Below are 24,576 nucleotides of genomic sequence, written 5' to 3' on the forward strand. Positions count from 1 at the left end.
AGCGGGATTCACCAGTCTGATCAGTGACTCGCGGGTACGGCTGCAAGTGATGCCACAGGAATCGGGCGCCCGTGTTGTCGGCTTCTATCAGACCATCGGACGCCCGAACACTTCTCGAACGCCTACCCGGTGAACAGCTGCGTCGCCTTCTGTACGAGTTCGTAGAGCCCGTACGCGAGCGGTACCCCCACCCACACCCAGGCGAAGGCGATCAGGCCCCGCCGGTTAGGCGGACTGCTGTCGCTGGACATCTGCGGCCTCCTTCGGCGCCGGGGCGGAGGTGGGGGACGGGACGTGGTGGCGGGGGTGGACGGGGCGGACGAACTCGTTGGCGACGAAGCCGACGGCGAGCAGCCCGATCATGATGAACAGGGACATCGTGTACAGGGACGAGCCGTCCTTGCCCGCCTCCTCCTGCCGGTCGGCGATCCAGTTCACGATCAGCGGTCCGAGGACGCCGGCCGTGGACCAGGCGGTGAGCAGCCGCCCGTGGATGGCGCCCACCTGGTAGGTGCCGAAGAGGTCCTTCAGATAGGCGGGGATCGTCGCGAAGCCGCCGCCGTAGAAGGAGAGGATCACCAGCGCGCACAGGATGAACAGCGGCTTCGACGAGTCACCGGCCAGCGCGATCAGCCCGTACATCAGCGCGCCCACGCCCAGGTAGAGGCGGTAGATGTTCCTGCGTCCGATCAGGTCGGAGGTCGACGACCAGCCGATCCGGCCCGCCATGTTCGCGGCGGACAACAGGGCGACGAAGCCCGCGGCGGCCGACACCGACACCGGCGTGGAGGTGTTCGCGAAGAAGTCCGTGATCATCGGGGCGGCCTTCTCCAGGATGCCGATGCCCGCGGTCACGTTCATGCAGAGCACGATCCACAGAAGCCAGAACTGCGGGGTGCGCACGGCGTTGCGGGCGGACACCTGCGGTCCGTCGAAGGCGCCGGGCCCGTCCCCGGCCGGCTTCTCCGTGCGCGGCACGCGGACCAGCAGCACGCCGAGCAGCATGAAGACGGAGTACGACAGGCCGTGCACCAGGAACGCCATCGCGATCCCGGAGCTGTCGCTGCCGAACGACTCCAGCATCTGTGCCGACCAGGGCGAGGCGATGAGTGCGCCGCCGCCGAAGCCCATGATGGCGATGCCGGTGGCCATGCCGGGCCGGTCCGGGAACCACTTGATCAGCGTCGAGACCGGGGAGATGTAGCCGATGCCGAGGCCGATCCCACCGACGAAGCCGTAGCCGAAAACGATCAGCCAGTACTGCTCGGTCGCCGCGCCCAGCGCGGAGAGCAGGAAGCCGGACGAGAAGCAGATCAGGGCGACCGTCATCGCCCAGCGCGGCCCGTTGCGCTCCACCAGCGTGCCGCCGAACGCGGCCGACAGACCGAGCATGACGATGCCGAGCTGGAACGGCAGTGCGCTCTGCGTGCCGCTGAGGCCGAGGGCGGATTCGAGCGGCGGCTTGAACACGCTCCAGGCGTAGGCCTGGCCGATGGACAGATGGACCGACAGAGCGGCGGGCGGAACCAGCCAGCGGCTCCATCCCGGGGGTGCGACCGGTGGACTCATGATCCCGAACGGTAGGGAGCAAGAGGGAAGTTGAGAAGGCGGCACGTCGACCGTATGCGGTGAGCGGTATGCGGCACGCGACGAACGGTCGAACACCGTCCGGGAATGCGGCGGAAGGTGCGGGTGCGTGCGCGAACCCTTGCTGACCCCCAATCCATACTGTAGACAATATTCCGTCGACAGGATTCGACAGTCTCACTGCTGTCGGACCTTTCCCAGTCACCTCCGCGGTACTCCCTCGACCGAACGGAGCGTTCCGAAGTGAAAGTTGCAGTCCTCGGCGCCGGTGCCATCGGCGCCTACGTCGGAGCCGCGCTCCATCGCGCGGGCGCCGACGTGCACCTCATCGCCCGTGGACCGCATCTCGCGGCCATGAGGCAGCACGGAGTGCGGGTGCTCAGTCCGCGCGGCGACTTCACCGCCCGCGCACACGCGACCGACGATCCGGCCGAAGTCGGTCCGGTCGACTACGTCTTTCTGGGCCTGAAGGCCAACTCGTACGCGGCGTGCGGGCCGCTCATCGAGCCCCTTCTGCACGACACCACGGCGGTCGTGGCCGCCCAGAACGGCATCCCCTGGTGGTACTTCCACCGCCACGGCGGCCCCCACGACGGCCACCGCATCGAAAGTGTCGACCCGGACGGCGCGGTCAGTGCGGTGCTCGCGCCCGAACGGGCCATCGGCTGTGTCGTGTACGCCGCGACCGAGCTCGAAGGGCCCGGGGTCGTACGGCACCTGGAAGGCACCCGGTTCTCCGTCGGCGAGCCCGACCGCAGCGTGTCCAGGCGCTGTCTGGACCTCGGCGAAGCAATGATCGCCGGTGGCCTGAAGTGCCCCGTCGAGCCGGACCTGCGCAACGACATCTGGCTCAAACTGCTCGGCAACATCTCCTTCAACCCGATCAGCGCGCTGGCCCGCGCCACCATGCGGCAGATGTGCCTGCACGGCGGCACCCGCAAGGTCATCGAGATCATGATGACCGAGACGCTCTCGGTCGCCGAGGCCCTCGGCTGCGACGTCGGCGTCTCCATCGAGCGCCGCCTCGCGGGCGCCGAGCGGGTCGGCGACCACCGCACCTCCACGCTCCAGGACCTGGAGCGCGGCAAGCCGCTCGAACTCGACGTACTCCTCGCGGCGGTCGTCGAGTTGGCGGAGATCACCGGCGTGGAGGTGCCCACCCTGCGCACCGTGCACGCCATCTCGGACCTGCTCGCGCTGAGGAGCGCCGCATGAGGAGCGCCGTATGAGCAAACGCGACCGTACTCCGAAGACGTACACCCGGCTGACGCATCCGCTCGTCCGGGACTCCCGCGACGAGCCGTTCCGGCGGGCGAGTTGGGAAGAGGCACTGGAGCGGGCGGCCCGCGGCCTTGCGGCGGCCCGCGGCGCGTTCGGCATGTTCTCCTGCGCCCGGGCCACCAACGAGATGAACTACGTCGCCCAGAAGTTCGCCCGCGTCGTGATGGGCACCAACAACGTCGACTCCTGCAACCGCACCTGCCACGCACCCAGCGTGGCCGGCCTGTCGGCGGCCTTCGGTTCGGGCGGGGGCACCTCCTCGTACGAGGAGATCGAGCACACCGACGTCATCGTGATGTGGGGCTCCAACGCACGCTTCGCGCACCCGATCTTCTTCCAGCACGCACTCAAGGGCATCAGGAACGGCGCCCGCATGTACGCCGTCGACCCGCGCCGCACCTCCACCGCCGAGTGGGCGGAGAGCTGGCTCGGCCTGAACGTCGGCACCGACATCCCGATGGCGCACGCGATCGGCCGCGAGATCATCCACGCCGGACTGGCCAACGAGGCCTTCATCGAGCGGGCGACCAGCGGCTTCGAGGAGTACAAGGCGCTCGTCGAGCCGTGGACGCTGTCCCTCGCCGAGAAGGTCACGGGCGTACCGGCCGCCGCCATCCGCGAGCTGGCCCACGCCTACGCCCGCGCCGAGCGCGCCCAGCTGTGCTGGACCCTCGGCATCACCGAGCACCACAACGGCACCGACAACGTGCGCGCGCTGATCAACCTGTCCCTGCTGACGGGCCATGTGGGGCGGTACGGCTCGGGCCTGCAGCCCCTGCGCGGGCAGAACAACGTACAGGGCGGCGGCGACATGGGCGCCATCCCCAACCGCCTCCCCGGCTTCCAGGACATCCTGGACTCCGACTCCCGGCTGAAGTTCGAGTCGGCGTGGGACACCGTCATCCAGCCCCACTACGGCCTCAACCTCACCGAGATGTTCGAGGCGATGGAGGAGGGCACGCTCAAGGCCGTCTACTGCATCGGCGAGAACCCGGCGCAGTCGGAGGCGGACAGCGAGCAGGCCGTACGGCGGATGCGGCAGCTGGACTTCCTCGTCGTCCAGGACATCTTCCTGACGAAGACGGCCGAGCTGGCCGACGTCATCCTCCCGGCCACCGCCGGGTGGGCCGAGACCGAGGGCACAACCACCAACAGCGAACGGCGGGTTCAGCGGGTCCGGCGGGCGGTCACCCCGCCCGGCGAGGCGCGCGAGGACATCGACATCATCTGCGAACTGGCGGCCAGGCTCGGCCACGAGTGGAAGTACGCCGACGCCGAAGCCGTCTGGAACGAGCTCAGGTCGGTGTCGCCGGACCACTACGGGATGACGTACGAACGCCTGGCGGAGCACCAGGGCATCCAGTGGCCGTGCCCGAGCACGGAGCAGCTGGAACCTACCTATCTGCACGGCCGGTTGTGGGAGCCGGACCCGGACCGGCGCGGGATGGCGGCGCCCTTCGGGATCGTCCAGCACGATCCGCCGGTCGACCTCACCGACGAGGAGTTCCCGATCCGGCTCACCACCGGGCGACGGCTCGACTCCTACAACACCGGTGTGCAGAGCGGGAGTTTCGCCTCCCCGCTGCGGCGCGGCGAGTACGTGGAGCTGTGCCCGGAGGACGCCGAGCGGTACGGGGTCGTGGTCGGCGAGGAGGTCCGGGTGAGCTCGCGGCGCGGTTCGGTCGTCGCGCCGGTGTGGGTGGACACCGCGCTGCGGCCCGGGCTCGCCTTCATGACCATGCACTTTCCCGACGAGGTGGACACCAACCAGCTGACGATCGAGGCGAACTGCCCGATCGCGGGGACGGCGGAGTTCAAGGCGTCGGCGATCCGGATCGAGAAGCTCCCCGTCGCGACCATCGTGAGGTGACATAAGTGGACCTGCACTTCGGCGACAGCAAACCGACGGACGACGAACGGGCCGCCGTCGACGCCCTGTTGGGCCCGCCGGAGTCCTCCTGGGAGGGCGCCGACCGCTCCGACGCGGACCTGAGGTGGGCCCGGGGCGGGCGGGAGGCCCGGGACCGCCGCGACCTGCTGTTGCCGGGGCTGCACGCGATCAACGACCGGGTCGGCTGGATCAGCGACGGCGCCCTCGACTACCTGTGCCGACGGCTGACCGTGCCGCCGGCGGAGGCGTACGGCGTCGCCACCTTCTACGCCATGTTCTCGGTCAAGCCGCGCCCCGCCACCGTGCTCCACGTCTGCACCGACCTCGCGTGCGCGGCCGCCGGGGCGAGCGAGCTGTGCGCCGGGATCGAGGCGCGGCTCGGCCTCGGCAGTGGGGTGAGCGTGCAGCGCAGTCCCTGTCTGGGCCTGTGCGAACGGGCTCCGGCGGCGCTCGCGATCAGGGCCGGGGATCCGGTGCGTACGGCGGTCTCGGCGCCGGCGACCGTGCACGACGCCGTCCTCGCCGCGAGCGCGCCGGACTCGGCGCCCGAGGAGCCGCCGGCGGCGCTGGCGGTGCCCCAGGCCGGAGATCCCTCACTGACTCTCCTACGCCGCATCGGAGTCGTCGACCCGTCGTCGCTGGACGACTATCGCGCCCAGGGCGGCTACACCGCCCTGCGCCGGGCCTTCGAGCTGGGCCCCGCCGGAGTCATCCGCGAGGTCACCGACTCCGGCCTGGTCGGGCGCGGCGGCGCCGCCTTCCCCACCGGCCGCAAATGGCAGGCCACGGCGTCGCAGCCCGACCATCCCCACTACGTCGTCTGCAACGCGGACGAATCCGAGCCGGGCACCTTCAAGGACCGCGTGCTGATGGAGGAGACCCGTACGCGCTGGTCGAGGCCATGACGATCGCGGCGTACGCCACCGGCGCGCACCAGGGATACCTGTACCTGCGCGGCGAGTACCCACGCGCCCTGCACCGCCTGGAACACGCGCTCGCACAGGCACGCGCGCGTGGCTTCCTCGGCGACGACGTCCTCGGTCAGGGCTACGCCTTCGACATCGAGATCAGGCGGGGAGCCGGCGCCTACATCTGCGGCGAGGAGACGGCTCTCTTCAACTCCATCGAGGGCTACCGGGGCGAGCCGCGCGCGAAGCCGCCGTTCCCGGTGGAGAAGGGCCTGTTCGGCAAGCCCACAGTCGAGAACAACGTGGAGACGCTGGTCAACGTCCTGCCGATCCTGACCATGGGCGCACCGGCGTACGCGGCGATCGGCACGGGGAAGTCCACCGGCCCGAAGCTGTTCTGCGTGTCGGGGAGTGTCGCGCGGCCGGGCATCTACGAGCTCCCGTTCGGCGCGACGCTCGGTGAGCTGCTGGAGCTGGCCGGGGCGCGGGACGGGCTGCGGGCCGTACTGCTGGGCGGGGCTGCGGGCGGCTTCGTACGGGCCGACGAACTGGACATCCCGCTGACCTTCGAGGGCACGCGGGAGGCGGGCACGACGCTCGGTTCGGGTGTGGTCATGGCCTTCGACGACACGGTCCCGCTGCCCCGGCTGCTGCTGCGCATCGCCGAGTTCTTCCGCGACGAGTCGTGCGGGCAGTGTGTGCCGTGCCGGGTCGGGACCGTGCGGCAGGAGGAGGCGCTGCACCGGATCGCAGAGCGCACGGGTGCGGCGGCCGCCGATGACATCGCCCTGCTCAGGGAGGTCGGCCGCGCGATGCGGGACGCCTCGATCTGCGGTCTGGGGCAGACCGCGTGGAACGCCGTGGAATCCGCCATCGACCGTCTGGGGGCGTACGAATGACCGCGATACCGCTGGGGATCCCGCGCCGGCTGCTGGAGTTCACGATCGACGGGGAGCCGGTGCGCGCTCCCGAGGGCTCGACGATCCTCGACGCGTGCCGGGCCGCCGGAAAGGACGTGCCGACCCTCTGCCAGGGCGACACGCTCACACCCAAGAACGCCTGCCGGGTGTGCGTCGTCGAGGTGGAGGGCTCCCGGACTCTGGTCCCGGCCTGCTCCCGCAGGGCCGAGCCCGGCATGGAGGTGCGTACCGACACGGAACGGGCCCGTCACAGCCGTAAGGTCGTCCTCGAACTCCTCGCGTCCTCGGTCGACTTGTCGACGACTCCACAAGTCGCTGAATGGATCAAGGAGTACGAGGCGAAACCGGACCGCTTCGGCCCGGACGCGGCTCGCCTCAACGAGGAACCCAAGGTCGACAACGATCTGTATGTGCGTGACTACGACAAGTGCATCCTCTGCTACAAGTGCGTGGACGCGTGCGGCGACCAGTGGCAGAACACCTTCGCGATCTCCGTCGCCGGCCGCGGCTTCGACGCCCGGATCGCGGTCGAGCACGACGCCCCGCTGACCGACTCGGCGTGCGTGTACTGCGGGAACTGCATCGAGGTGTGCCCGACGGGGGCCCTGTCCTTCAAGTCGGAGTTCGACATGCGGGCGGCCGGCACGTGGGACGAGTCGGCGCAGACGGAGACGACCACCGTGTGCGCGTACTGCGGAGTGGGCTGCAACCTCACTCTCCACGTGCAGGACAATGAAATCGTGAAGGTCACCTCACCGCACGACAACCCGGTGACCCACGGCAACCTCTGCATCAAGGGCCGCTTCGGCTACCAGCACGTACAGAACCGGGGCTGAGACACGACATGGGACGAGTCACGGAACGACGCAAGGTGATCCGCATCCGGGACGGGGCCGTCTCCACGCGCCCGGACACGCTCGTCGCCGAGGAACCGCTGGAGATCAGACTGAACGGCAAGCCGCTCGCGATCACCATGCGCACTCCGGGCGACGACTTCGCACTGGCGGCGGGCTTCCTGGTCAGCGAGGGCGTCCTCGCCGAGCAGGGCGATCTGCAGAACATCGTGTACTGCGCGGGCGCCACGGTGGACGGCTCCAACACGTACAACGTGGTGGACGTGAGGACCGCGCCGGGCGTGCAGATCCCGGACATCACGCTGGAGCGGAACGTCTACACGACCTCGTCCTGCGGCCTGTGCGGCAAGGCCAGTCTCGACGCGGTCCGCACGACGGCCCGCTGGCCGATAGCCGACACTCCCCCGGTCCGGGTCGAACCCGAACTGCTCGCGAGCCTCCCCGACCGGCTCCGCGCGGCCCAGCGGGTCTTCGACCGGACCGGGGGCCTGCACGCGGCGGCCCTGTTCTCGGAGGACGGCGAGCTGCTGGACATCCGCGAGGACGTGGGCCGGCACAACGCGGTCGACAAGCTGGTCGGGCGCGCCCTGCAGAACGGGGACCTGCCGCTGTCCCGGACGATTCTGCTGGTCTCCGGGCGGGCCAGCTTCGAGCTGGCGCAGAAGGCCGTGATGGCGGGGATCCCCCTGCTCGCGGCGGTGTCGGCGCCCTCGTCGCTCGCAGTGGACCTGGCCGCGGAGACGGGGCTGACGCTGGTGGGCTTCCTGCGGGGCAGCTCCATGAACGTGTACGCGGGCGAACACCGGCTGGCCCTGCGGACCGCGGCCGCCCAGGCCTGACAGGTTCCCCGCGACACGGCGGCGGGGCCCCGACCGGCGGGGAGCGCCCCCTGCGCCGTACAGGGGCCCCGTCTCAGCCCGAGGCTCGCGCACGACGGTCGCTCAGCTCCGGGTCCCGGAGATCCGGATCAACAGGTCCATGAACCGGTCGCGTTCGGCCGGTGACAGCGGGGCGAGGAGCGCGTCATTGGCCTCGCGGGCCGCTTTCTCACAACGCTCCAGCAGGCGCGCACCCGCGTCGGTGAGGGAGACCGCGTTCTTGCGGCGGTCGTTCGGGTCCGGCTCACGCAGGACGAGGCCGGCGGACTGCAGGTCGTTGAGGATCCCGACCAGGTCCTTGGGGTCGAGCTGGACGCTGCGGCCGAGATCCGCCTGCGCCACGGGGGCGAGGTCGCGGACGGCCGAGAGCACCACGTGATGCCACATCTTCACGCCCTCCGCCGCGAGCGCCTCGGTCAGCAGGGAACGCCCCCGGGCCGCCGCTCGGCCGAGCAGCCAGCTGGGGAGGGTGCGGACAGCGGGAAGGGGGCTTCGGGCATGCCGGCACCCTATCGGGAACTCATTGGACTTCCCCATGACCGACGGCCGGCGTCAGCACCGCGCAGACCGTTGGTGCTCCCAGTGACTTCTGGAGGTGCGAAGCGCCGCGTCCGCTACGAATCCACCGGCGGCCCCCTGTTCCTGGAGGAGACCCCCGTCCCGGAACCGGGCCCCGGCGAGCTGCTCGTCCACTGCGAGGCCGTCGGCGTCACGCTCCCGGTGGTCCGCAAGGTCACCGAGACGGCCGAGCCCGTGCCGCTGGGCGGAGAGGTAGCGGGCGAGGTCGTGGCCCTGGGCGCCGGAGCAGGCCGCTTCCGCGCCGGGGACCGCGTGACCGGCCTGTGCGAGCGGGGTCGGACACCTGGCCGTGCAGCTGGTGCGGGGCCCCGTCGACTACGTCCTCGATGCCGTCGGCGGCGACCTGCTGAGCCCGGCCCTCGCGGCGCTCAAGCCTGCCGTGCACGGGGAGTTCACTCTGGAGGAGGCCCTCGAGGCCCATGTGGCGGTCGAGACGCGGGCCAACCGAGGGAAAGTAGTACTCCATCCGTGAGTGACACGTGCACGGTTCTTGTGATGTGTGCGATAGCCCAACTAACGTCTGTGAAGCGCACTTTGGACGTGGGATGTCCGAATGTTCGGATGCCTGGACGCATGACCAGACGATGAAGGGGCGGGCCGCACCATGCCTTCAAGAGTTCGCGCACGTCTCAGAGCTGCCCTCGTCGCGGCCGTCGCCACCCTCGCGACGGCCGCGACGTTAAGTCCGGCCGAGTCCCAACCGGCCACCAAAACACCGTCGTTCGAGCAGCAGGTCCTCTTCAAGGCGTCCCAAGAACCCGGGTACGCCTGCTTCCGCATTCCGGCGATCGTCAAGTCCAAGGACGGCACGCTGCTGGCGTTCGCCGAAGGGCGCGTGCTCAACTGCGGCGACGCCGCCGACATCGACATCGTGCTCAAGCGGTCGACGGACGGCGGCCGCACCTGGGGGCCGCTCCAGGTTGTCAACGACGGCGCCGGTAACACGCACGGCAACCCGGCACCGATGGTGGACCGCGAGACCGGCCGCATCCTGCTGGCGGAAACGTACAACACGGGCCGCACGGACAGCGGCAGCTGCACCGTGCCGTGTGATCGCACCCCCCATCTGCAGTACAGCGACGACAACGGCGCGACCTGGTCCGCGCCGCGCGACCTGAGCGACCAGATACTGCCGGAGGAGTGGAACTCCTGGTACGCCACCGGCCCCGTGCACGGCATCCAGCTCACCAAGGGCCAGCACGCCGGCCGTCTGGTCTTCGGCGTCAACACCGAGACCTGGGACGGCAGTCGGGTCACCTCCAACCACGCCGCGCTCATCGTCAGCGACGACGGCGGCAACACCTGGAAGGTCGGCGCCACCGACTCCTGGCCCATCTCGACCGACGGCACCTTCCGGCAGAAGCCGTCCGAGGTGACCCTCACCGAGCGCACGGACGGCACGATCCTGATCAGCGGCAGGGAACAGGACGGCACCGATCTCGGCCATCGCAGCCAGACGTACAGCAAGGACGGCGGCTCCACCTTCACCGGCCCGTTCCGCGACCTTCCGGACCTCTACACACCCCAGGTCCAGGGCGCCACGCTCAGCCTGGGCAACCGGCTGCTGCTGTCCGCCCCCGGCGACCCGGACCGCCGGCGGACCATGATGGTCAGGTCCTCGTACGACGGCGGCGCCACCTGGGACAGTGCGGACCGCGGCAAGGTCGTCACCACGGACTGGTCGGGCTACTCCGACATGGTGGACGTCGACGCGTCCACGGTGGGCCTGATGTACGAGGGCGGGGCCGTCGACGCGCGCGACGAGATCCGCTTCGCCCGCTTCAACGAGGACTGGCTGGGACCACGGCGCGGCGCTGATCCGACCACCCTGGACCTCGCCCCGAGCGCACCCCGCGCGACGGTCCTCGGCGGCCCCGAGGTGACGGACGGCGTGCTGGGCAATGCCTTCGAGTTCGACGGCGACAACGACGCCGTACGGCTGCCGTACCGGTCCAGGCTCCCGCTCGGCACCGGTGAGTTCACGGTCTCGCTGTTCTTCCGCTATTCCGCGGCCTCCGGCGAGCAGCCGTTCCTTTGGATGGGCGGGATCGGCAGCACCCAGCCGCAGATCTGGCTGCGCGGCGAGCCGGACAGCGACCGGGTGCGTGGCCTGATCACCACCCGGGAGGGCTTCGGGACGGTGCGCACGGCGTCCGTGTGGGCCGGGGACGCCCACAACGACGGCGAGTGGCACCATCTCGCGCTGCGGCGCGGCGGTGGCCGGCTGACGCTGTTCGTCGACGGCAGGGCCATCAGCACCACGGACGTGGCCGGTTCGGTCAGCCGTAACTCGCCGTTCGGCGTGCATGTCGGCCAGCGCATGGACAGCAGGGCGTTCCTCACCGGCGCGGTCGACGACGTCCACGTGTGGAACCGGGCGCTCGGCGACTCGGAGCTCACAGCCGCGGCGCGGGCCCGCACGACCGGCAGGACTTCGGCCACCTCCGACACCGTCCTGTGGCTGCCCATGGACCAAGTGCGCTGAGGCCACTAACGTCCCGGGCGTGCCCGACGACGCACGAGCACGGCAGCGCACGGGAACCGGCCTGGGAGTACTACTGGCCCTGGTTCTCGCGGCCGTGCTGCTCACCGCCCTCCCGGACGACGGCGAACGGGAGGGCGGTGGCGCGTGTGCACCGCACTCCGTCGCGGCCTGGTCTGCCGACGACAGGCTCACCGGCGAGTTCGCCCGGTACGGCGACAACCCGTCCCGCACCGACGACTGGACCGGCGGCGACGGCACGCACTCGGTCCGGCTGCCGGACGGCCGCGTCCTGTGGCTGTTCTCGGACACCTACCTCGGCCAGGTGTACTCGCCGCCCAACCCGTTCGGCGAGTCCCACACCTGGCGGGAGGCGACCGCTCCCCTGGTACGCAACTCGGCGGTGGTCATGCGCGACGGACGCCTGGAGCGCACGCTGGCCACGCCGCTCTTCCCCGACCCCGCCCCGAACCAGTGGCGCTGGCCGGTCGCGGCCCGCGTCGAACCCCGCTCCCCCGGCTCGCCGGAGCGGGTGCTGCGGGTGCTGCTGTGGGTGCGCGCGGCCGGGCAGCCGCCCTGGATCTTCGGCGTGCCCACCGCCACCGAAGTCGCCACGCTCACGCTGCCCGACCTGCGGGTCGAGTCGGTGGTGAAGGTTCTCGACCAGCAGCTGGTGCCGGATCCCTCCCGGCGTGTCCTGTTCGGGACGACACTGGTCGAGGCGGACGGCTGGACGTATGTCTTCGGCGGCGACGACGGTCAGGCCGCGTCCCGGCCGGCCTCGCACGCGTACGTGGCGCGGGTGCCCGAGGGCAGGCTCGCCGAGCCGGGTGCCTGGCAGTACTGGAACGGCTCCGAGTGGGCCGGGGCGGGTGCCCGGCCGCGTGCGGTGCTCGGGGACGGGCGGCGCACGGGGGTGGGGAGTGCCTTCTCGGTGGTGCGGGTGCGGGGGACGTACGTCCTGTTCACGATGGCCGCGGGCACGAAGGGGCTGACGACCGTCACATCGTACTGGGCATGCTCCCCCGCCGGCCCGTGGCACGGGCCGACGAAGGACTTCAGCCCGGCGCTGCCGCAGGGCGGCCAGGTCGCCGCCTACAACCCGCAGACGCACCCCGAGTTGAGCGACGACCGACGCCTGGTCCTGAGCTACGACGTGAACTGGCTGGAGACGGGCGGCGCGGCGGCGCAGCTCAGCCGGAACGTGTCCCTGTACCGACCGCGGTTCGTGACTCTGCGGCTGGCGCAGACGCGGTGACCGGCGCGGGGGCGGCGCCCGCTGCTTCGCGGGCCTCGGCTTCGCGGGCCCGGCGCTTGGCGATGACCGCGCACACCATCAGCTGCATCTGGTGGAACAGCATCAGCGGCAGGACCGCCAGCGAGGCGTGCGCGCCGAACAGGACGCTCGCCATGGGCAGCCCGGCGGCGAGGGACTTCTTCGAGCCGGCGAACTGGATCGCGATACGGTCCTCGCGGCCGAAGCGCAGGGCCTTGGCGCCGTACCAGGTCAGCAGGAGCATCACGGCCAGCAGCACCGCCTCGACGGCGAGCAGCCCGCCCAGCTGGATCGCGCTCACCTGGTGCCAGATGCCCTGGACCATGCCCGCGCTGAATGCGGTGTAGACGACCAGCAGGATCGAGCCGCGGTCGACGAGCCCGAGGACCTTCTTGTGCCGGGTGACGAAGCCGCCGATCCAGCGGCGCAGCAACTGCCCGGCGACGAACGGCACCAGCAGCTGCAGCACGATCTTGACCATCGAGTCGGCGGAGAAGCCGCCCCCGCTGCCGCCGAGCACGGCCGCCGCGAGGAGCGGGGTGATGACGATGCCCACCAGTGAGGAGAAGGAGCCCGCGCAGATCGCCGCGGGCACGTTGCCCCGGGCCATCGAGGTGAAGGCGATCGACGACTGGATGGTCGACGGGACGAGGGTGAGGAAGAGCAGGCCCTGGTAGAGGGGGTGCGTCAGCAGCACCGGGACGAGCCCGCGCGCCGCCAGCCCCAGCAGCGGGAAGACGACGAAGGTGCAGGCCAGGACGGTGACATGGAGCCGCCAGTGCTTCAGGCCGTCCATCGCCTCACGGGTGGACAGGCGGGCACCGTAGAGGAAGAACAGGAAGGCGATCGCGGCCGTGGAGGCACCGGACGCCACATCGGAGGCCGTCCCGCGCGCCGGGAAGAGGGCCGCGAGGCCCACGGTCCCGAGCAGCAGCAGGATGTACGGGTCGATCGGCATCCAACGCGGCCATTGCAGGCGTTTCACTGTGCTCCACTACTTCGCTGTCGTACTGGCTGTCGCTTCGCTGAACTTCGGGTTCCCGGCACGGACGTGCCCTCTCCATCGTCCTCCGGCGGTCAGCGATCGGGAATCCGGCATACCACTCTGACTGTCATCACGTTCCACGATAAGCAGCGCTAGGCTCGGGGCATGTACGAGCCGTCCCATCTGCGCACGTTCCTCGCGGTGGCGCAGACCCTGAGCTTCACTCAGGCCGCCCGCCGCCTCGGGCTGCGCCAGTCGACCGTCAGCCAGCACGTACGGCGCCTGGAGGACGTCACCGGGCGGCCGCTGTTCACCCGGGACACGCACTCCGTGGAGCTGACCGAGGACGGCGAGGCGATGCTCGGCTTCGCCCGGCGGATCCTGGAGGTGCACGAGCAGGCGACGGCGTTCTTCACCGGCACCCGGCTGCGCGGCCGGCTCCGCTTCGGCGCGTCCGAGGACTTCGTGCTGACCCGTCTGCCGGAGATCCTGGAGGGCTTCCGCTACGACCACCCCGAGGTCGACCTGGAGCTGACGGTCGAACTCTCCGGCACCCTGCACGAGCAACTGGAAGCCGGGAAGCTGGACCTGGTGCTCGCCAAGCGGCGGCCCGAGGACCGACGGGGCGATCTGGTCTGGCACGACCGGCTGGTGTGGATCGGCGCGGAACGGCTGCGCCTGGAGCCGGACCGTCCGGTGCCGTTGATCGTCTATCCGCCACCGGGCATCACCAGGGCGCTCGCGCTGGAGGCGCTGGAGCGGCAGGGGCGTGACTGGCGGATCGTGTGCACGAGCGGCAGCCTCAACGGGCTGATCGCGGCGGCACGGGCCAGGCTCGGTGTGATGGCGCACTCCCGCGGCCTGATTCCGCCGGGCCTGGTGCGGGTGCCCGACCGGTCCGGGCTGCCGGAACTGGGGCGGGTCGACTTCGTGCTGGTGCACGGCCGGCGCCGGACGGCGGCTCAAGGGGCCGCGGATGCGTTGGCGGGGGCGATTCTGGCGGGCGGGGACCGGTTGCACCGGCGTTAGCGCGCGGGGCGCTTCAGCGCGGCGGGCGCTGGTACGTCAGCTGGCTCTTCCTGCGGCCGGCGTTCTCGGGGGTGATGGCCGGCGCTCTCGCCTTCAACGCGGCGGCGTTCGGTGCCATGGCGTACACCTCGATCTGGTTGCAGACTCTGCTCGGGATGAGCGCGGTGCGCTGTCGCTGGCGTCGTTCGTGGTCGCGGCGGCCGGCGGGTGGCTGCTGCACGGGGTGCCGGCGCGGTTCACCATCGGTGGCGGGCTGCTGCTGATCGGGGCGGGCCAGTACTGCATGGCGGTGCTGGACGCCGGGTCGACGGCGAGCGCCCTGATACCGGGGATGGTGCTGGTGGGTGCCGGTACGGGGCTGGTGTCGCCCGGTATCGCGGGTGCCGCGCTGGCCGCCGTACCGCCGGAGCGGGCCGGTATGGCGGGCGGTGCGGTGAACACCTTCCGGCAGCTGGGGTACGCGCTGGGCATCGCCCTGTTCGGCACGGTGCTGACGTCGCGGATGCAGGACACGCTGCCCGCGGATGCGGCCCACGCCCTCGCGGGCGGCGGCGCCGGTGCGCTGCGGGACGTGTTCGGGGAGGGCGTGCTGCGCGCCGCTTTCGCCGACGGGCTGGACTCGGTGGCGGTGGTGGCGGGCTCGATGACGGTCGTGGCCGGGGTGCTGGTCCTCGTGCTGGTCAGGAGGCCGCCCGCGACGAAGACCGCGGTGACAACTGCGGGCCTTCGCGCACTCACACAGGAAGCGACGGAGGAGACGACGGCACGCAGGGGATGACATGATCAACAGGGCCCGTACCGCGTAATCCAGTCGTACAGATTCGGTGGAGATTACGGGCCCGAAACTTACTCAACCGTCAGTTTCCTGTCCGACCCTTCCCCATGTGAGCGCATTTTCCGGCGCTGACCAGTGCATACCCGAGCGTCCGTCGATTTCCGGCCCCCTCCCGTCCGAAACGCGGGTGGGGTAGCTTTCACGGCGCTGCGCGGAGCGTCAGCCGAGGCCATTCGGAGCGGGGAGCGGGGTTTGCGCGAGTTCACCAACCCTCCGTTGGCGTTGGCACCGCCGGTGGGCGGCCTGGCCGACGTCGTCTTCCAGCATGCCCAGGAGGACCCGCTCCATGTCGCCCTCGGCCGCAAGGACGACCACGGGAACTGGCGGGACGTCACCGCCGCCGAGTTCCGGGACGAGGTGCTCGCCCTCGCCAAGGGCCTTCTCGCCCGCGGCATCCGGTTCGGCGACCGGGTCGCGATCATGTCCCGCACCCGGTACGAGTGGACGCTCTTCGACTTCGCACTGTGGACGATCGGCGCCCAGGTGGTACCGATCTACCCGACCTCCTCGGCCGAGCAGTGCTTCTGGACGCTGTACGACGCCGAGGTGTCGGCGGCGATCGTCGAGCACGAGGACCACGCGATGACGATCGCCACGGTCATCGACCGGCTGCCGCGGCTGCACCAGCTGTGGCAGCTGGACTCGGGCGCCGTGCAGGAGCTGTACGACGTCGGCGCGCACCTCGACGACGAGGTGGTCCACCGCCACCGGCAGGCGGTCACGCCGGACTCGATCGCCACGATCATCTACACCTCGGGCACGACCGGCCGCCCCAAGGGCTGCGTCATCTCGCACGGCAACTTCATGTACGAGACGGACACCGTCATCGAGCGCTGGGAGCCGGTCTTCCACTCCAAGAAGGGCGACGAGGCGGCTACCTTGCTGTTCCTGCCGCTCGCGCACGTCTTCGGGCGGATGGTGCAGGTCGCCGCGATCCGCGGCAAGGTCCGCTTCGGCCACCAGCCGCAGATGAACGCGGCCGCCCTGCTGCCGGACCTCGCCGCGTTCAAGCCGACGTTCTTCCTGGCCGTGCCGTACATCTTCGAGAAGGTCTTCAACGCCGCGCGCCGCAAGGCCGAGAAGGAAGGCAAGTCCGGCCCCTTCGAGAAGGCCGTCGAGGTCGCCGTGAAGTACGCGGACGCCGTGGAGGCCAAGGCGTGGGGCATCGGCCCCGGCCCGTCGGCCGGTCTGCGCGTGCAGCACCAGCTCTTCGACAAGCTCGTCTACTCCAAGATGCGGGCCGCGATGGGCGGCCGGATCAAGCAGGCGATGACCGGCGGCTCGGCGATGGACCGGCGGCTCGGCCTGTTCTTCGCGGGCGCCGGCGTCCACGTCTACGAGGGGTACGGCCTCACCGAGTCCACGGCGGCGGCGACCGCCAACCCGCCCTATCGCACCCGCTACGGCACCGTCGGGCAGCCCATCCCGGGCATGACCGTGCACATCGCGGACGACGGCGAGATCTGGCTGCACGGCGGCAACGTCTTCCAGGGCTACCTCAACAACCAGAAGGCCACCGACGAGGCCCTGCACGACGGCTGGCTGGCCACCGGTGACCTGGGGGCCCTCGACGAGGACGGCTACCTCACCATCACCGGCCGCAAGAAGGAGATCCTGGTCACGTCCGGCGGCAAGAGTGTCTCGCCGGGCGTGCTGGAGGAGCGCGTCCGCGACCACCCGCTGGTCTCCCAGTGCATCGTCGTCGGCAACGACCGCCCGTACATCGCGGCCCTGGTCACCCTCGACCAGGAGGCCGTCGAGCACTGGCTGATGATGCGCGACAAACCCCAGATGACCCCGGCCCAACTGGTCCGCGACGCCGACCTGGAGGCCGAGGTGCGGCGTGCGGTCGTCGCCGCCAACACCCTTGTCTCGCAGGCCGAGTCGATCCGTACGTTCCGGATCCTCGCCCAGCCGTTCACCGAGGAGCACGGACTCCTCACGCCGTCGCTGAAGTTGAAGCGCAAGGCGATCGAGAACGCGTACTCGGGTGAGGTCGACGCGTTGTACCAGGCGTGAGTCCTGCCGGTGAGTCCTGCCTTTTTTCTGCGGTCCGGAATGCATGGGCGCCGGTGATCGTTGACGATGGTGAGTACCACCTGACGACAACCGTAAGGATCAAGAGCTCGTGAGCAGCAAGGTCCCCCCGATCATCCTCAACAACGGCGTCGAGATGCCCCAGCTGGGCTTCGGCGTCTGGCAGGTGCCGGACGACGAGGCCGAGCAGGCCGTCGCCACGGCGCTGGAGGCCGGGTACCGCAGCATCGACACAGCGGCGATCTACGGCAACGAGGAGGGCACCGGCAAGGCCATCGCCCGCTCCGGCGTCCCCCGCGAGGACATCTTCGTCACCACCAAGCTCTGGAACGGCGACCAGGGTTACGACGCCACGCTGCGTGCCTTCGACGTGTCGCTGGAGAAGCTCGGCCTGGACCACGTCGACCTGTACCTCATCCACTGGCCGCTGCCGGCCCGGGGCACCTACGTCGACACCTACAAGGCGTTCGAGAAGCTCCACGCCGACGGCCGCATCCGCGCGATCGGTGTCTCCAACTTCCTTCCGGAGCACCTTCGGCACCTGATCGACGAGACGTCGGTCATCCCCGCCGTCAACCAGATCGAGCTGCACCCGCATCTGCAGCAGCGCGACTCCCGCGAGTTCCACGCTGAGCAGGGCATCGCCACCGAAGCCTGGTCGCCGCTCGGCCAGGGCAAGGGTCTGCTGGAGGTTCCGGCGATCGTCGCCATCGCGCAGAAGCACGACCGCACCCCGGCACAGGTCGTGCTGCGCTGGCACCTGCAGCTGGGCAACGTCGTGATCCCGAAGTCCGTGACGCCGTCGCGGATCAAGGAGAACATCGGCGTCTTCGACTTCAGCCTGGACGACGAGGACCTCGCGGCGATCAGCGCGCTGAACGAGGACCGCCGGATCGGTCCGGACCCGGCGACGTTCGACGCCTGACGTCCCTTCCCGTACGGCACTCCGCCCGCCGCTCAGCTGTATGCGCGGCGGGCGGACGCGTACCCGTCGCCCCGGTCGCCGACCTCAGTCACCGCGCACGTCGGTGTGGACGACCTCGAACTCCTCCAGCCCGATCACGGACACATGCGCCTTGGCCGCGCCCTCGTGCCGGGCCCCCGCCTGACCGGCTCGGGACGCCGCCAGGGACGTCTGGTCGACGAAGACCGCTGCGGCGATCCCGCGCCCGCGATCCCGGTCGACCATCAGGGACGCCCTGGCCAGCCCGGGGAGCGTCTCGAGCTTGGGCACCACCGTCGCCCGGAACGTGTCGGCGAGCAGGTCCGTGTCCATCGGGTCGAACTCCAGCCTGGTGAGCCGCAGTCCGCCGCCCGCCTGTGGCTGCCGGACCTGATGGAAGACCAGCGCCTCGTAGTTGTCGACCGCCACGGTCCCCGCGAACGGCTCCAGCATCGCGGCCCGCCGCTCGCGCAGCACCTCGTCGCTGTTGCGGCGGGCCTGCTCCGACTCCCACCAGCTCGCTGCGAGCAGCTTCCCGAGGACCCGGTCCACGAAGACACTCGCTCCCCGGTATCCCGGACGGTCCTCCAGCAGGTCGCGCCCCTCCGTGTTCATCGCCCTGATGGCCATGTCGATCTTCGTGGGATCACCGGTCGTGTAGACAGCGCGTACGAACATGACACCTCCCGGAATTCCGGGCATATGCGAACTTTTCTCTACATCCAGTCTTCTACTGAGGGCATGGCGTCGCAATCAGCCATCAGTAAGGAAACTTTACGGAAGGGCCAGCCCCGACAGTGCGCACCCGAAGACTGACCCTCGCAGCGGCCGTCGGAGCCGCGCTGCTCGCCACCGCGGCGCTCCCCGCGGACGCCCGGCCGGCGGACCCCGAAGAAGCCGGCGTGAGCGCGGCCGACCTGCTCGCGAAGGTGACGTCCTGCTCGCAGATCTCCAACGGCAGGTACCGCACCGACCAGGCGACCCCGGCGGCCATCCCCGTCTGCGGCACGAAGGGCGCCGTGTTCTGGACGGCCGACATGGACATCGACTGCGACGGCCGGCGCACCGACAGCTGCAACGAGACCACCGACCCCTGGTTCCTCCCGGACACGGCGTTCCACCAGTCCGACGGCAAGCCCCTGCGGTCCGACACACTGCCGTACGTCGTCGTCCCCAGCCCCAGCGGCACCTGGGACTACCGCGCCGCCGGCATCAAGGGCGGCGGCGTGGTGGCGGTCATCCACGACGACCAGGTCCTGTACGCCGTGGTCGGCGACACCGGCCCGCAGCAGATCATCGGCGAGGCCTCCTACGCCGCCGCCGAGGCCCTCGGCATCGACCCCGACCCGGCCGCCGGCGGGGCCGCCTCCGGCGTGACGTACATCCTGTTCAGGAACTCGCAGGTCTCGCCCATCGAGAGCCACACCACGGCGGCAGCGCTGGGCGAGAAGCTGGCGAAGGAGTTCGTCGGGGGCAGCTGATCCCCGGTGACCGGGCCGGGGATCAGGTCAGTTGGGCTGTCCGAGCGGCCGTACGACGACGGTGTTGACGTCCACACCGTCGGGCTGCCGGACGGCCCACACCACCGAGTCGGCGATCTGGTCGGCGGTCAGCAGATGCCCGGGCGGCAGACTGCCGTGGGCGTCCCAGAAGGGTGTCTCCACCCGGCCCGGGGCGATGTGGGTCACGCCGATGCCCCAGTCGGTGACCTGCCGCCGGGTGTTCTCGGCGAGCCCGGTCACCGCCCACTTCGTCGCCCCGTAGATGTTCCCCGGCCCGGGCACGAACCCGGCGACGCTGCCGACGAGGACGATCCGGCCGCGGGTCTCCTTGAGGGCGGCGACGGAGGCGCGGATCAGCAGGGCCGGGCCGAGGACGTTGGTCAGCACCATCTCGGTCCAGCCGGCCGGGTCACCCTCGGCAACCGAGTCGTGGGTCGCGAAACCCGCGTTGGCGACGACGGTGTCCAGTCGGCCGAACGCCTTGAGCGTGGTCTCGACGGCCGCCTGGACGTCGCCGTGGTCGGCCGCGTTCCCGACCACCGTCAGCAAACCCTCCGGATCCCCGAGCCCCTCCGCGAAGCCACGAAGCCGCGCCTCGCCCCGGCCGGTGACGGTGACCCGGTATCCGGCCTCCAGCAGCTGCCGCGCGACCGCGGCACCGATGCCGCTGCCGCCGCCGGTGATGAGCGCGACGGGTGAGTCGGTCATGGCGGTCCCCCCTGTGTGTCGTTCCGTGTGTCGTTCCGAGAGTCGTTCCGTGTGTCGATCTGTGTCCCGTGCGGACGAAGGGGAGTCCATCACTTGGAGAGCTCTCGACGTCAAGGCACCGAGAAGCGGAACGAGCGCCAGGCGCCGGCCGACGTCACTTCGTCCGTACGGCCGTGTAGACCGTCTGTGCCGCCAGCAGGAACAGATCCGGCCGGTGATGCACGCTCGCCTTGTCGTCCGGGTCGAGGAGCCGGTCGAGGGTCGCCCGGTCGTCGGCGTCGAGGTGGTCGCCGATGCCGTCGCGGGTGCGGGTCAGGGTGGCGACGACGTAGGCGCGGGCGCGGTCCGTGGTCGGAGCCGGCAGGTCGAGGAGGAAGGTGCGGGTGCCGCTGGGCCTGAGGCCGGCCGCGGCGAGCAGGGCGGGCCAGTCCTCGGTCTCGACGACCGTGCCGGGCAGGTCCGCGCGCATCGCGGCGAACCACTCCTCCTCCAGCGCGTCGAGGCGCGCCTGCAGCCCGGGCCGCCCGAAACCGACGTCGCGTGGCAGGAACCGGGCCGACAGGCCGCCCTCCTGCAGCGCGAGCGTGCCGCCGAGGGCGAGACGGGCGGCGAACGCGGTGAGGGCGGCACGCTGGTCGCCGAGGTGATGCAGGGTGCGGCCGACCCACAGCAGGTCTGCGGGATAGTCCAAGTCGGCGAGCACGTCCGGGAGTTCACCGGCAAGGGTGCCGAAGCGGTCGGCGACACCGAGCCTCCCGGCCCGCGCGCCGGCCCGCTCCAGGAGCGGCTCGGAAGCGTCGACCGCGACGACCCGGGCGCCGGGGAAGGTGTCGGCGAGCAGACACGCGATGACGCCGGGTCCGCTGCCCGCGTCGACGATCAGCCCCGGTTCGGTCTGCCGCTTGGCCAGCCAGGCCATGGTGTGCTCGTAGAGGGGCGTGAACAGCTCCGCCTGCGCCTCCAGCTCCGGGCCCATCTCGGCCCAGTCGACGTCGGTGTGGTCGTGGTGGTGGTGACCGGCGTGCCGGTCCGAGTGGTGGTTGTGCGCCATGCTCGTCAGCCTCTCCCTCGGATGAGGCCAGCGTGCGCCGACGCACCGCCGCGAGGCCACTGTCGTTGCCGGAACGGCAACAACGCGGCGCAATAAATGAGGTGCGGCCTGCATGGCCGGTCGCCCACGATGGCCCGATGGACGACGAGATGGTGGAGCGCTTCCTCGAGGACGGGTTCGTGAGGATCGCAGGCGCCTTCCCGCCGCGCGTCGCCGAGCACTGCGAGCGGCTGCTGTGGCGGGAGACGGGGTACGAACCTCAGGACCCGACCACCTGGAAGGACCCCGTGCACTGGGTGTACGACATGGCGCAGGGCCCGTTCGCGGCCGCCGTCAACACCCCCGCCCTGCACGAGGCCTTCGACGTGCTGGTGGGTGAGGACCGCTGGCAGTCGCGCTACTCGCTGGGCAGCTTCCCGCTGCGGTTCCCGCACGAGGGGGAGCCGGACGACGCGGGCTGGCACATCGAGGGCAGCTACCTGCCCGAGGGCGCCGGGCACCCGCACACGAACGTGCACTCGAAGGACCGTGCGCTGCTCATGCTGTTCCTGTTCAGCGAGGTCACCGAGGACAACGCCCCGACCCGCATCCGGGTCGGCTCACATCTCGACGTACCGCCGGTCCTGGCACCGTACGGCGAGGCCGGTGCGTCCTTCCTGGAGCTCGGCCCGAAGGTCGCCGAAGCCTCCGCGCACCGCCCGCTCGCCCACGCCACCGGCCGCCCCGGTGACGTCTACCTCTGCCACCCCTTCCTGGTCCACGCGGCCCAGCCGAACCACGGCACGCGCCCCCGCTTCATGGCGCAGCCGCCGCTGCATCCGGCGGTGCCGCTGGAGCTGGACCGGGCCGACGGGGACTACTCGGCGGTTGAGTTCGCGATCCGCCGGGGCCTGGCCAGAGAGAACTGACCGGACCCCGGCGACCACCGCGCCCCGTCAGGGGCGCGGGGCTGCATCCAATATGCGGCTCCGCCGCGCGGGCGCGACCAGCCACAACGGACGCGCAGTCGCAGTCATCGCACTACGACAACGGCGGATACGCGTTCCGCATCAGCTGCTGGAACTGAGCAGAGAACCAGTGCCCCGACAGCGGAGCGTCCGGCAAGGCACCCGACAGGTTGTTGCCGTTGCGCGGGTTACCCGTGTACGTCGGGTCGCACATCCGGTCGAACCCCTTGCCCTCGTCGTTCGGGATCTCCCGGCTGGCACCGTCGGACTCCCCCGGCGGCTTGATCCAGACGTACGCGTCGATCCCGGCCGCCGGACTGGCCTGCGGGCGCTCGCCGAGTCCGGCGCCGGACTGGTTGCACCAGTTGCCGACGTGGATGCGACGGTCGTAGCGGCCGCCGTTGACGTACGTGTCGACGTCGGTCGTCGCGCCCGGACCGGCGGGCCGTGCGCTGCCGCCCCAGCCGTTCCTGGACGTGTCGATCAGCATGCCGATGCCGGAGTTGAAGCCGGTCGTGACGAGCTGGTTGCGGAAGCCCTGCGCGAAGGACAGCTCGTCGGTGTAGCGGTTCCAGTCGACCCACTTCGACTCGCGGACGGACTTGCCGCCGACGGTGTCGTTGATGGTGAAGTTGTTCTCCTTCAGGGCGCTGTAGTTCGCCGTGTTGGCGATGAACCCGTGCACGTCGTTGACCGTGGCGCCCTCGGAGGTGGCCGCCTCCTTCATCACGGCGGCGCTGGCGGCGAAGTTGTCGTCCCAGCCGATCCAGCCGTGGTGCCCGGCGTCGATGTAGTTGTAGACGTTGGGCGCGTCGCCGAGCTTGCCCAGGGCGTAGCCGACGCCCTTCTGGTAGTTGCCGTTGGCCTTCATCACGTCGCACTGCGGGGTGGCCGTGGGCCGGCTTCCGGTGTTGGTGACCAGGTTGGGCAGTGAGTCGATCTCGATGGTCGTCACGATCCGCAGCGAGGCGTACTTCGGGTCGGCGAGGATCGCGGCGATCGGGTCGATGTACTCGGTCTTGTACCGGCCGAGCTCCGTCGGGCCGAGCTCACCGTTGGAGGCGAGGGCCGCGCAGTCACGTCCGGGCAGGTTGTAGATCACCAGCTGGACGACGAGTTCGCCGGAACCCTTCTGGGTCAGGGCCCCGTCAAGGTGGTCGCGCAGACCCATGCCGCCGTTGACGCCGTTGATGGCGGCGATGCGGTCGAGCCAGACGCCGGTCGGCTGGCCCGCGATCCGGCTGCCGCCCGGCTCGGCGGCGGCCTTCGCGGACCACTCCGGGTTCACGTACACCTTGGCGCCGGAGTACGGGTTGTCGACCTTCGGGCCGGTCGGGCCGGGATCGGTCGGGTCAGTGGGATCCGTGGGACCCGAGCCGTCATCGACATTGCAGGTCACACCGTCGAGGGTGAAGGTGGCCGGGACGGCGTTGGTGCCGCTGTAGGAGCCCTGGAAGCCGAAGCTGACAGAACCGCCCGTCGACAGCGTCCCGTTGTAGGTCTCGTTGGTGGCGGTCACAGCGGCACCGCTCTGGCTGACCTTGGCGTTCCAGCCGCTGGTGACCTTCTGGTTTCCGGCGTACGACCACTTCACCGACCAGTTGGACTTGGCGGCGCCCTGGTTGGTGACCGTCACGGCGGCGGTGAAGCCGGTGTCCCACTGGTTCTGCACCGTGTAGTCGACGGTGCAGGGGACGGCGGCCGTGCCGATTCCGCCGGGGTCCGCGGCGAGCGCGGTCCCCGAGGCCCCGGCGACCAGTGCCAGGGCGGCGAGCATCGCAGTTCTGGTACGAGTCATGAGTGCGGGTTCCTTCTTGGTTGCGGGTGCTGACGGTCCATCCGTGCAGGGCGCGCAAGAGGCAAGGAGGAGGTGCCGAAGACGG

General features: G+C 70.5%; 19 protein-coding genes and 3 pseudogenes. 14 read left to right on the top strand and 8 right to left on the bottom strand.

Features of this window, described 5'->3' with window-relative positions:
- Nucleotides 1-122 precede the first annotated feature (122 nt).
- Nucleotides 123-251 carry an MFS transporter small subunit gene (locus tag OHO27_RS06680; RefSeq protein WP_328421217.1) on the bottom strand — a complete coding sequence of 43 codons (129 nt, stop codon included), beginning with the start codon at nucleotides 249-251 and terminating at the stop codon, nucleotides 123-125.
- The gene (locus OHO27_RS06685; RefSeq protein WP_328421219.1) at nucleotides 226-1,569 is read right to left on the bottom strand and encodes an OFA family MFS transporter; all 1,344 of its coding nucleotides are present in this window, start codon (nucleotides 1,567-1,569) and stop codon (nucleotides 226-228) included. The genes OHO27_RS06680 and OHO27_RS06685 overlap by 26 nt, the downstream gene beginning before the upstream one ends.
- A gap of 261 nt (nucleotides 1,570-1,830) precedes the next feature.
- Here OHO27_RS06685 and OHO27_RS06690 point away from each other — a divergent pair, with 261 nt between their 5' ends.
- The 5 genes and pseudogenes from OHO27_RS06690 to fdhD all read left to right on the top strand — a co-directional run bounded on the left by OHO27_RS06690 (nucleotide 1,831) and on the right by fdhD (nucleotide 8,280).
- Nucleotides 1,831-2,802, top strand: a complete 972-nt coding sequence (locus tag OHO27_RS06690; RefSeq protein ID WP_328421221.1) for a 2-dehydropantoate 2-reductase — start codon at nucleotides 1,831-1,833, stop codon at nucleotides 2,800-2,802.
- Between the two features lie 10 nt (nucleotides 2,803-2,812).
- Nucleotides 2,813-4,738: a molybdopterin oxidoreductase family protein gene (locus OHO27_RS06695; RefSeq protein ID WP_328421223.1), complete on the top strand. Its 1,926-nt coding sequence runs from the start codon at nucleotides 2,813-2,815 to the stop codon at nucleotides 4,736-4,738.
- Between the two features lie 5 nt (nucleotides 4,739-4,743).
- A pseudogene (locus tag OHO27_RS06700) lies at nucleotides 4,744-6,566 on the top strand (NAD(P)H-dependent oxidoreductase subunit E).
- Nucleotides 6,563-7,423: a 2Fe-2S iron-sulfur cluster-binding protein gene (locus OHO27_RS06705; RefSeq protein WP_328421225.1), complete on the top strand. Its 861-nt coding sequence runs from the start codon at nucleotides 6,563-6,565 to the stop codon at nucleotides 7,421-7,423. The pseudogene OHO27_RS06700 and the gene OHO27_RS06705 overlap by 4 nt, the downstream one beginning before the upstream one ends.
- Before the next feature lie 8 nt (nucleotides 7,424-7,431).
- A complete protein-coding gene (fdhD, locus tag OHO27_RS06710) occupies nucleotides 7,432-8,280 on the top strand; it encodes a formate dehydrogenase accessory sulfurtransferase FdhD (protein WP_328421227.1) in 849 nt (282 codons plus the stop codon).
- A gap of 102 nt (nucleotides 8,281-8,382) precedes the next feature.
- On the opposite strand, the gene OHO27_RS06715 is transcribed toward fdhD, so the two are convergent.
- On the bottom strand, nucleotides 8,383-8,856 hold the full coding sequence (locus tag OHO27_RS06715) for a MarR family winged helix-turn-helix transcriptional regulator (protein WP_328421229.1): 474 nt from the start codon (nucleotides 8,854-8,856) through the stop codon (nucleotides 8,383-8,385).
- Nucleotides 8,857-8,901: 45 nt separating this feature from the next.
- Between OHO27_RS06715 and OHO27_RS06720 the strand changes: the two are divergent.
- The 3 genes and pseudogenes from OHO27_RS06720 to OHO27_RS06730 all read left to right on the top strand — a co-directional run bounded on the left by OHO27_RS06720 (nucleotide 8,902) and on the right by OHO27_RS06730 (nucleotide 12,638).
- Nucleotides 8,902-9,370, top strand: a pseudogene (locus OHO27_RS06720) (alcohol dehydrogenase catalytic domain-containing protein).
- A 132-nt stretch (nucleotides 9,371-9,502) separates the two neighbouring features.
- Entirely contained in the window at nucleotides 9,503-11,383 is a 1,881-nt protein-coding gene (locus OHO27_RS06725) for an exo-alpha-sialidase (RefSeq protein ID WP_328421230.1), read from the top strand.
- A 19-nt stretch (nucleotides 11,384-11,402) separates the two neighbouring features.
- Nucleotides 11,403-12,638 (top strand): DUF4185 domain-containing protein, encoded by a 1,236-nt coding sequence (locus tag OHO27_RS06730; protein ID WP_328421231.1) that lies wholly within the window; start codon nucleotides 11,403-11,405, stop codon nucleotides 12,636-12,638.
- On the opposite strand, the gene OHO27_RS06735 is transcribed toward OHO27_RS06730, so the two are convergent.
- On the bottom strand, nucleotides 12,574-13,614 hold the full coding sequence (locus OHO27_RS06735; protein ID WP_328421232.1) for a bile acid:sodium symporter family protein: 1,041 nt from the start codon (nucleotides 13,612-13,614) through the stop codon (nucleotides 12,574-12,576). The genes OHO27_RS06730 and OHO27_RS06735 overlap by 65 nt on opposite strands.
- 192 nt (nucleotides 13,615-13,806) lie before the next feature.
- Between OHO27_RS06735 and OHO27_RS06740 the strand changes: the two genes are divergently transcribed.
- The 4 genes and pseudogenes from OHO27_RS06740 (at nucleotide 13,807) to OHO27_RS06755 (ending at nucleotide 18,467) form a co-directional block, all read left to right on the top strand.
- Nucleotides 13,807-14,670: a LysR substrate-binding domain-containing protein gene (locus tag OHO27_RS06740; RefSeq protein WP_328421234.1), complete on the top strand. Its 864-nt coding sequence runs from the start codon at nucleotides 13,807-13,809 to the stop codon at nucleotides 14,668-14,670.
- A gap of 44 nt (nucleotides 14,671-14,714) precedes the next feature.
- Nucleotides 14,715-15,448, top strand: a pseudogene (locus OHO27_RS06745) (MFS transporter); the annotation flags it as partial.
- A 249-nt stretch (nucleotides 15,449-15,697) separates the two neighbouring features.
- A complete protein-coding gene (locus OHO27_RS06750; protein WP_328421236.1) occupies nucleotides 15,698-17,524 on the top strand; it encodes an AMP-dependent synthetase/ligase in 1,827 nt (608 codons plus the stop codon).
- Nucleotides 17,525-17,633: 109 nt separating this feature from the next.
- The gene (locus tag OHO27_RS06755; protein WP_328421238.1) at nucleotides 17,634-18,467 is read left to right on the top strand and encodes an aldo/keto reductase; all 834 of its coding nucleotides are present in this window, start codon (nucleotides 17,634-17,636) and stop codon (nucleotides 18,465-18,467) included.
- An 84-nt stretch (nucleotides 18,468-18,551) separates the two neighbouring features.
- On the opposite strand, the gene OHO27_RS06760 is transcribed toward OHO27_RS06755, so the two are convergent.
- Nucleotides 18,552-19,163, bottom strand: coding sequence for a hypothetical protein (locus tag OHO27_RS06760; RefSeq protein ID WP_328421240.1), 612 nt, complete (start codon nucleotides 19,161-19,163; stop codon nucleotides 18,552-18,554).
- Between the two features lie 119 nt (nucleotides 19,164-19,282).
- Here OHO27_RS06760 and OHO27_RS06765 point away from each other — a divergent pair, with 119 nt between their 5' ends.
- A complete protein-coding gene (locus OHO27_RS06765) occupies nucleotides 19,283-19,966 on the top strand; it encodes a glycoside hydrolase family 75 protein (RefSeq protein WP_328421242.1) in 684 nt (227 codons plus the stop codon).
- A 27-nt stretch (nucleotides 19,967-19,993) separates the two neighbouring features.
- Here the strand turns inward: OHO27_RS06765 and OHO27_RS06770 are convergent, their stop codons facing one another.
- Both OHO27_RS06770 and OHO27_RS06775 read right to left on the bottom strand, forming a co-directional pair.
- Nucleotides 19,994-20,695: an SDR family oxidoreductase gene (locus tag OHO27_RS06770; protein ID WP_328421244.1), complete on the bottom strand. Its 702-nt coding sequence runs from the start codon at nucleotides 20,693-20,695 to the stop codon at nucleotides 19,994-19,996.
- Between the two features lie 154 nt (nucleotides 20,696-20,849).
- On the bottom strand, nucleotides 20,850-21,746 hold the full coding sequence (locus tag OHO27_RS06775) for a class I SAM-dependent methyltransferase (protein ID WP_328421246.1): 897 nt from the start codon (nucleotides 21,744-21,746) through the stop codon (nucleotides 20,850-20,852).
- Nucleotides 21,747-21,883: 137 nt separating this feature from the next.
- Between OHO27_RS06775 and OHO27_RS06780 the strand changes: the two genes are divergently transcribed.
- A complete protein-coding gene (locus tag OHO27_RS06780) occupies nucleotides 21,884-22,654 on the top strand; it encodes a phytanoyl-CoA dioxygenase family protein (protein WP_328421248.1) in 771 nt (256 codons plus the stop codon).
- Between the two features lie 112 nt (nucleotides 22,655-22,766).
- On the opposite strand, the gene OHO27_RS06785 is transcribed toward OHO27_RS06780, so the two are convergent.
- Nucleotides 22,767-24,491, bottom strand: a complete 1,725-nt coding sequence (locus OHO27_RS06785; RefSeq protein WP_328421250.1) for a glycoside hydrolase family 6 protein — start codon at nucleotides 24,489-24,491, stop codon at nucleotides 22,767-22,769.
- Nucleotides 24,492-24,576: the final 85 nt, after the last annotated feature.

The sequence above is a fragment of the Streptomyces sp. NBC_00443 genome (assembly GCF_036014175.1).
In the GTDB taxonomy this organism is placed as follows: Bacteria; Actinomycetota; Actinomycetes; order Streptomycetales; family Streptomycetaceae; genus Streptomyces.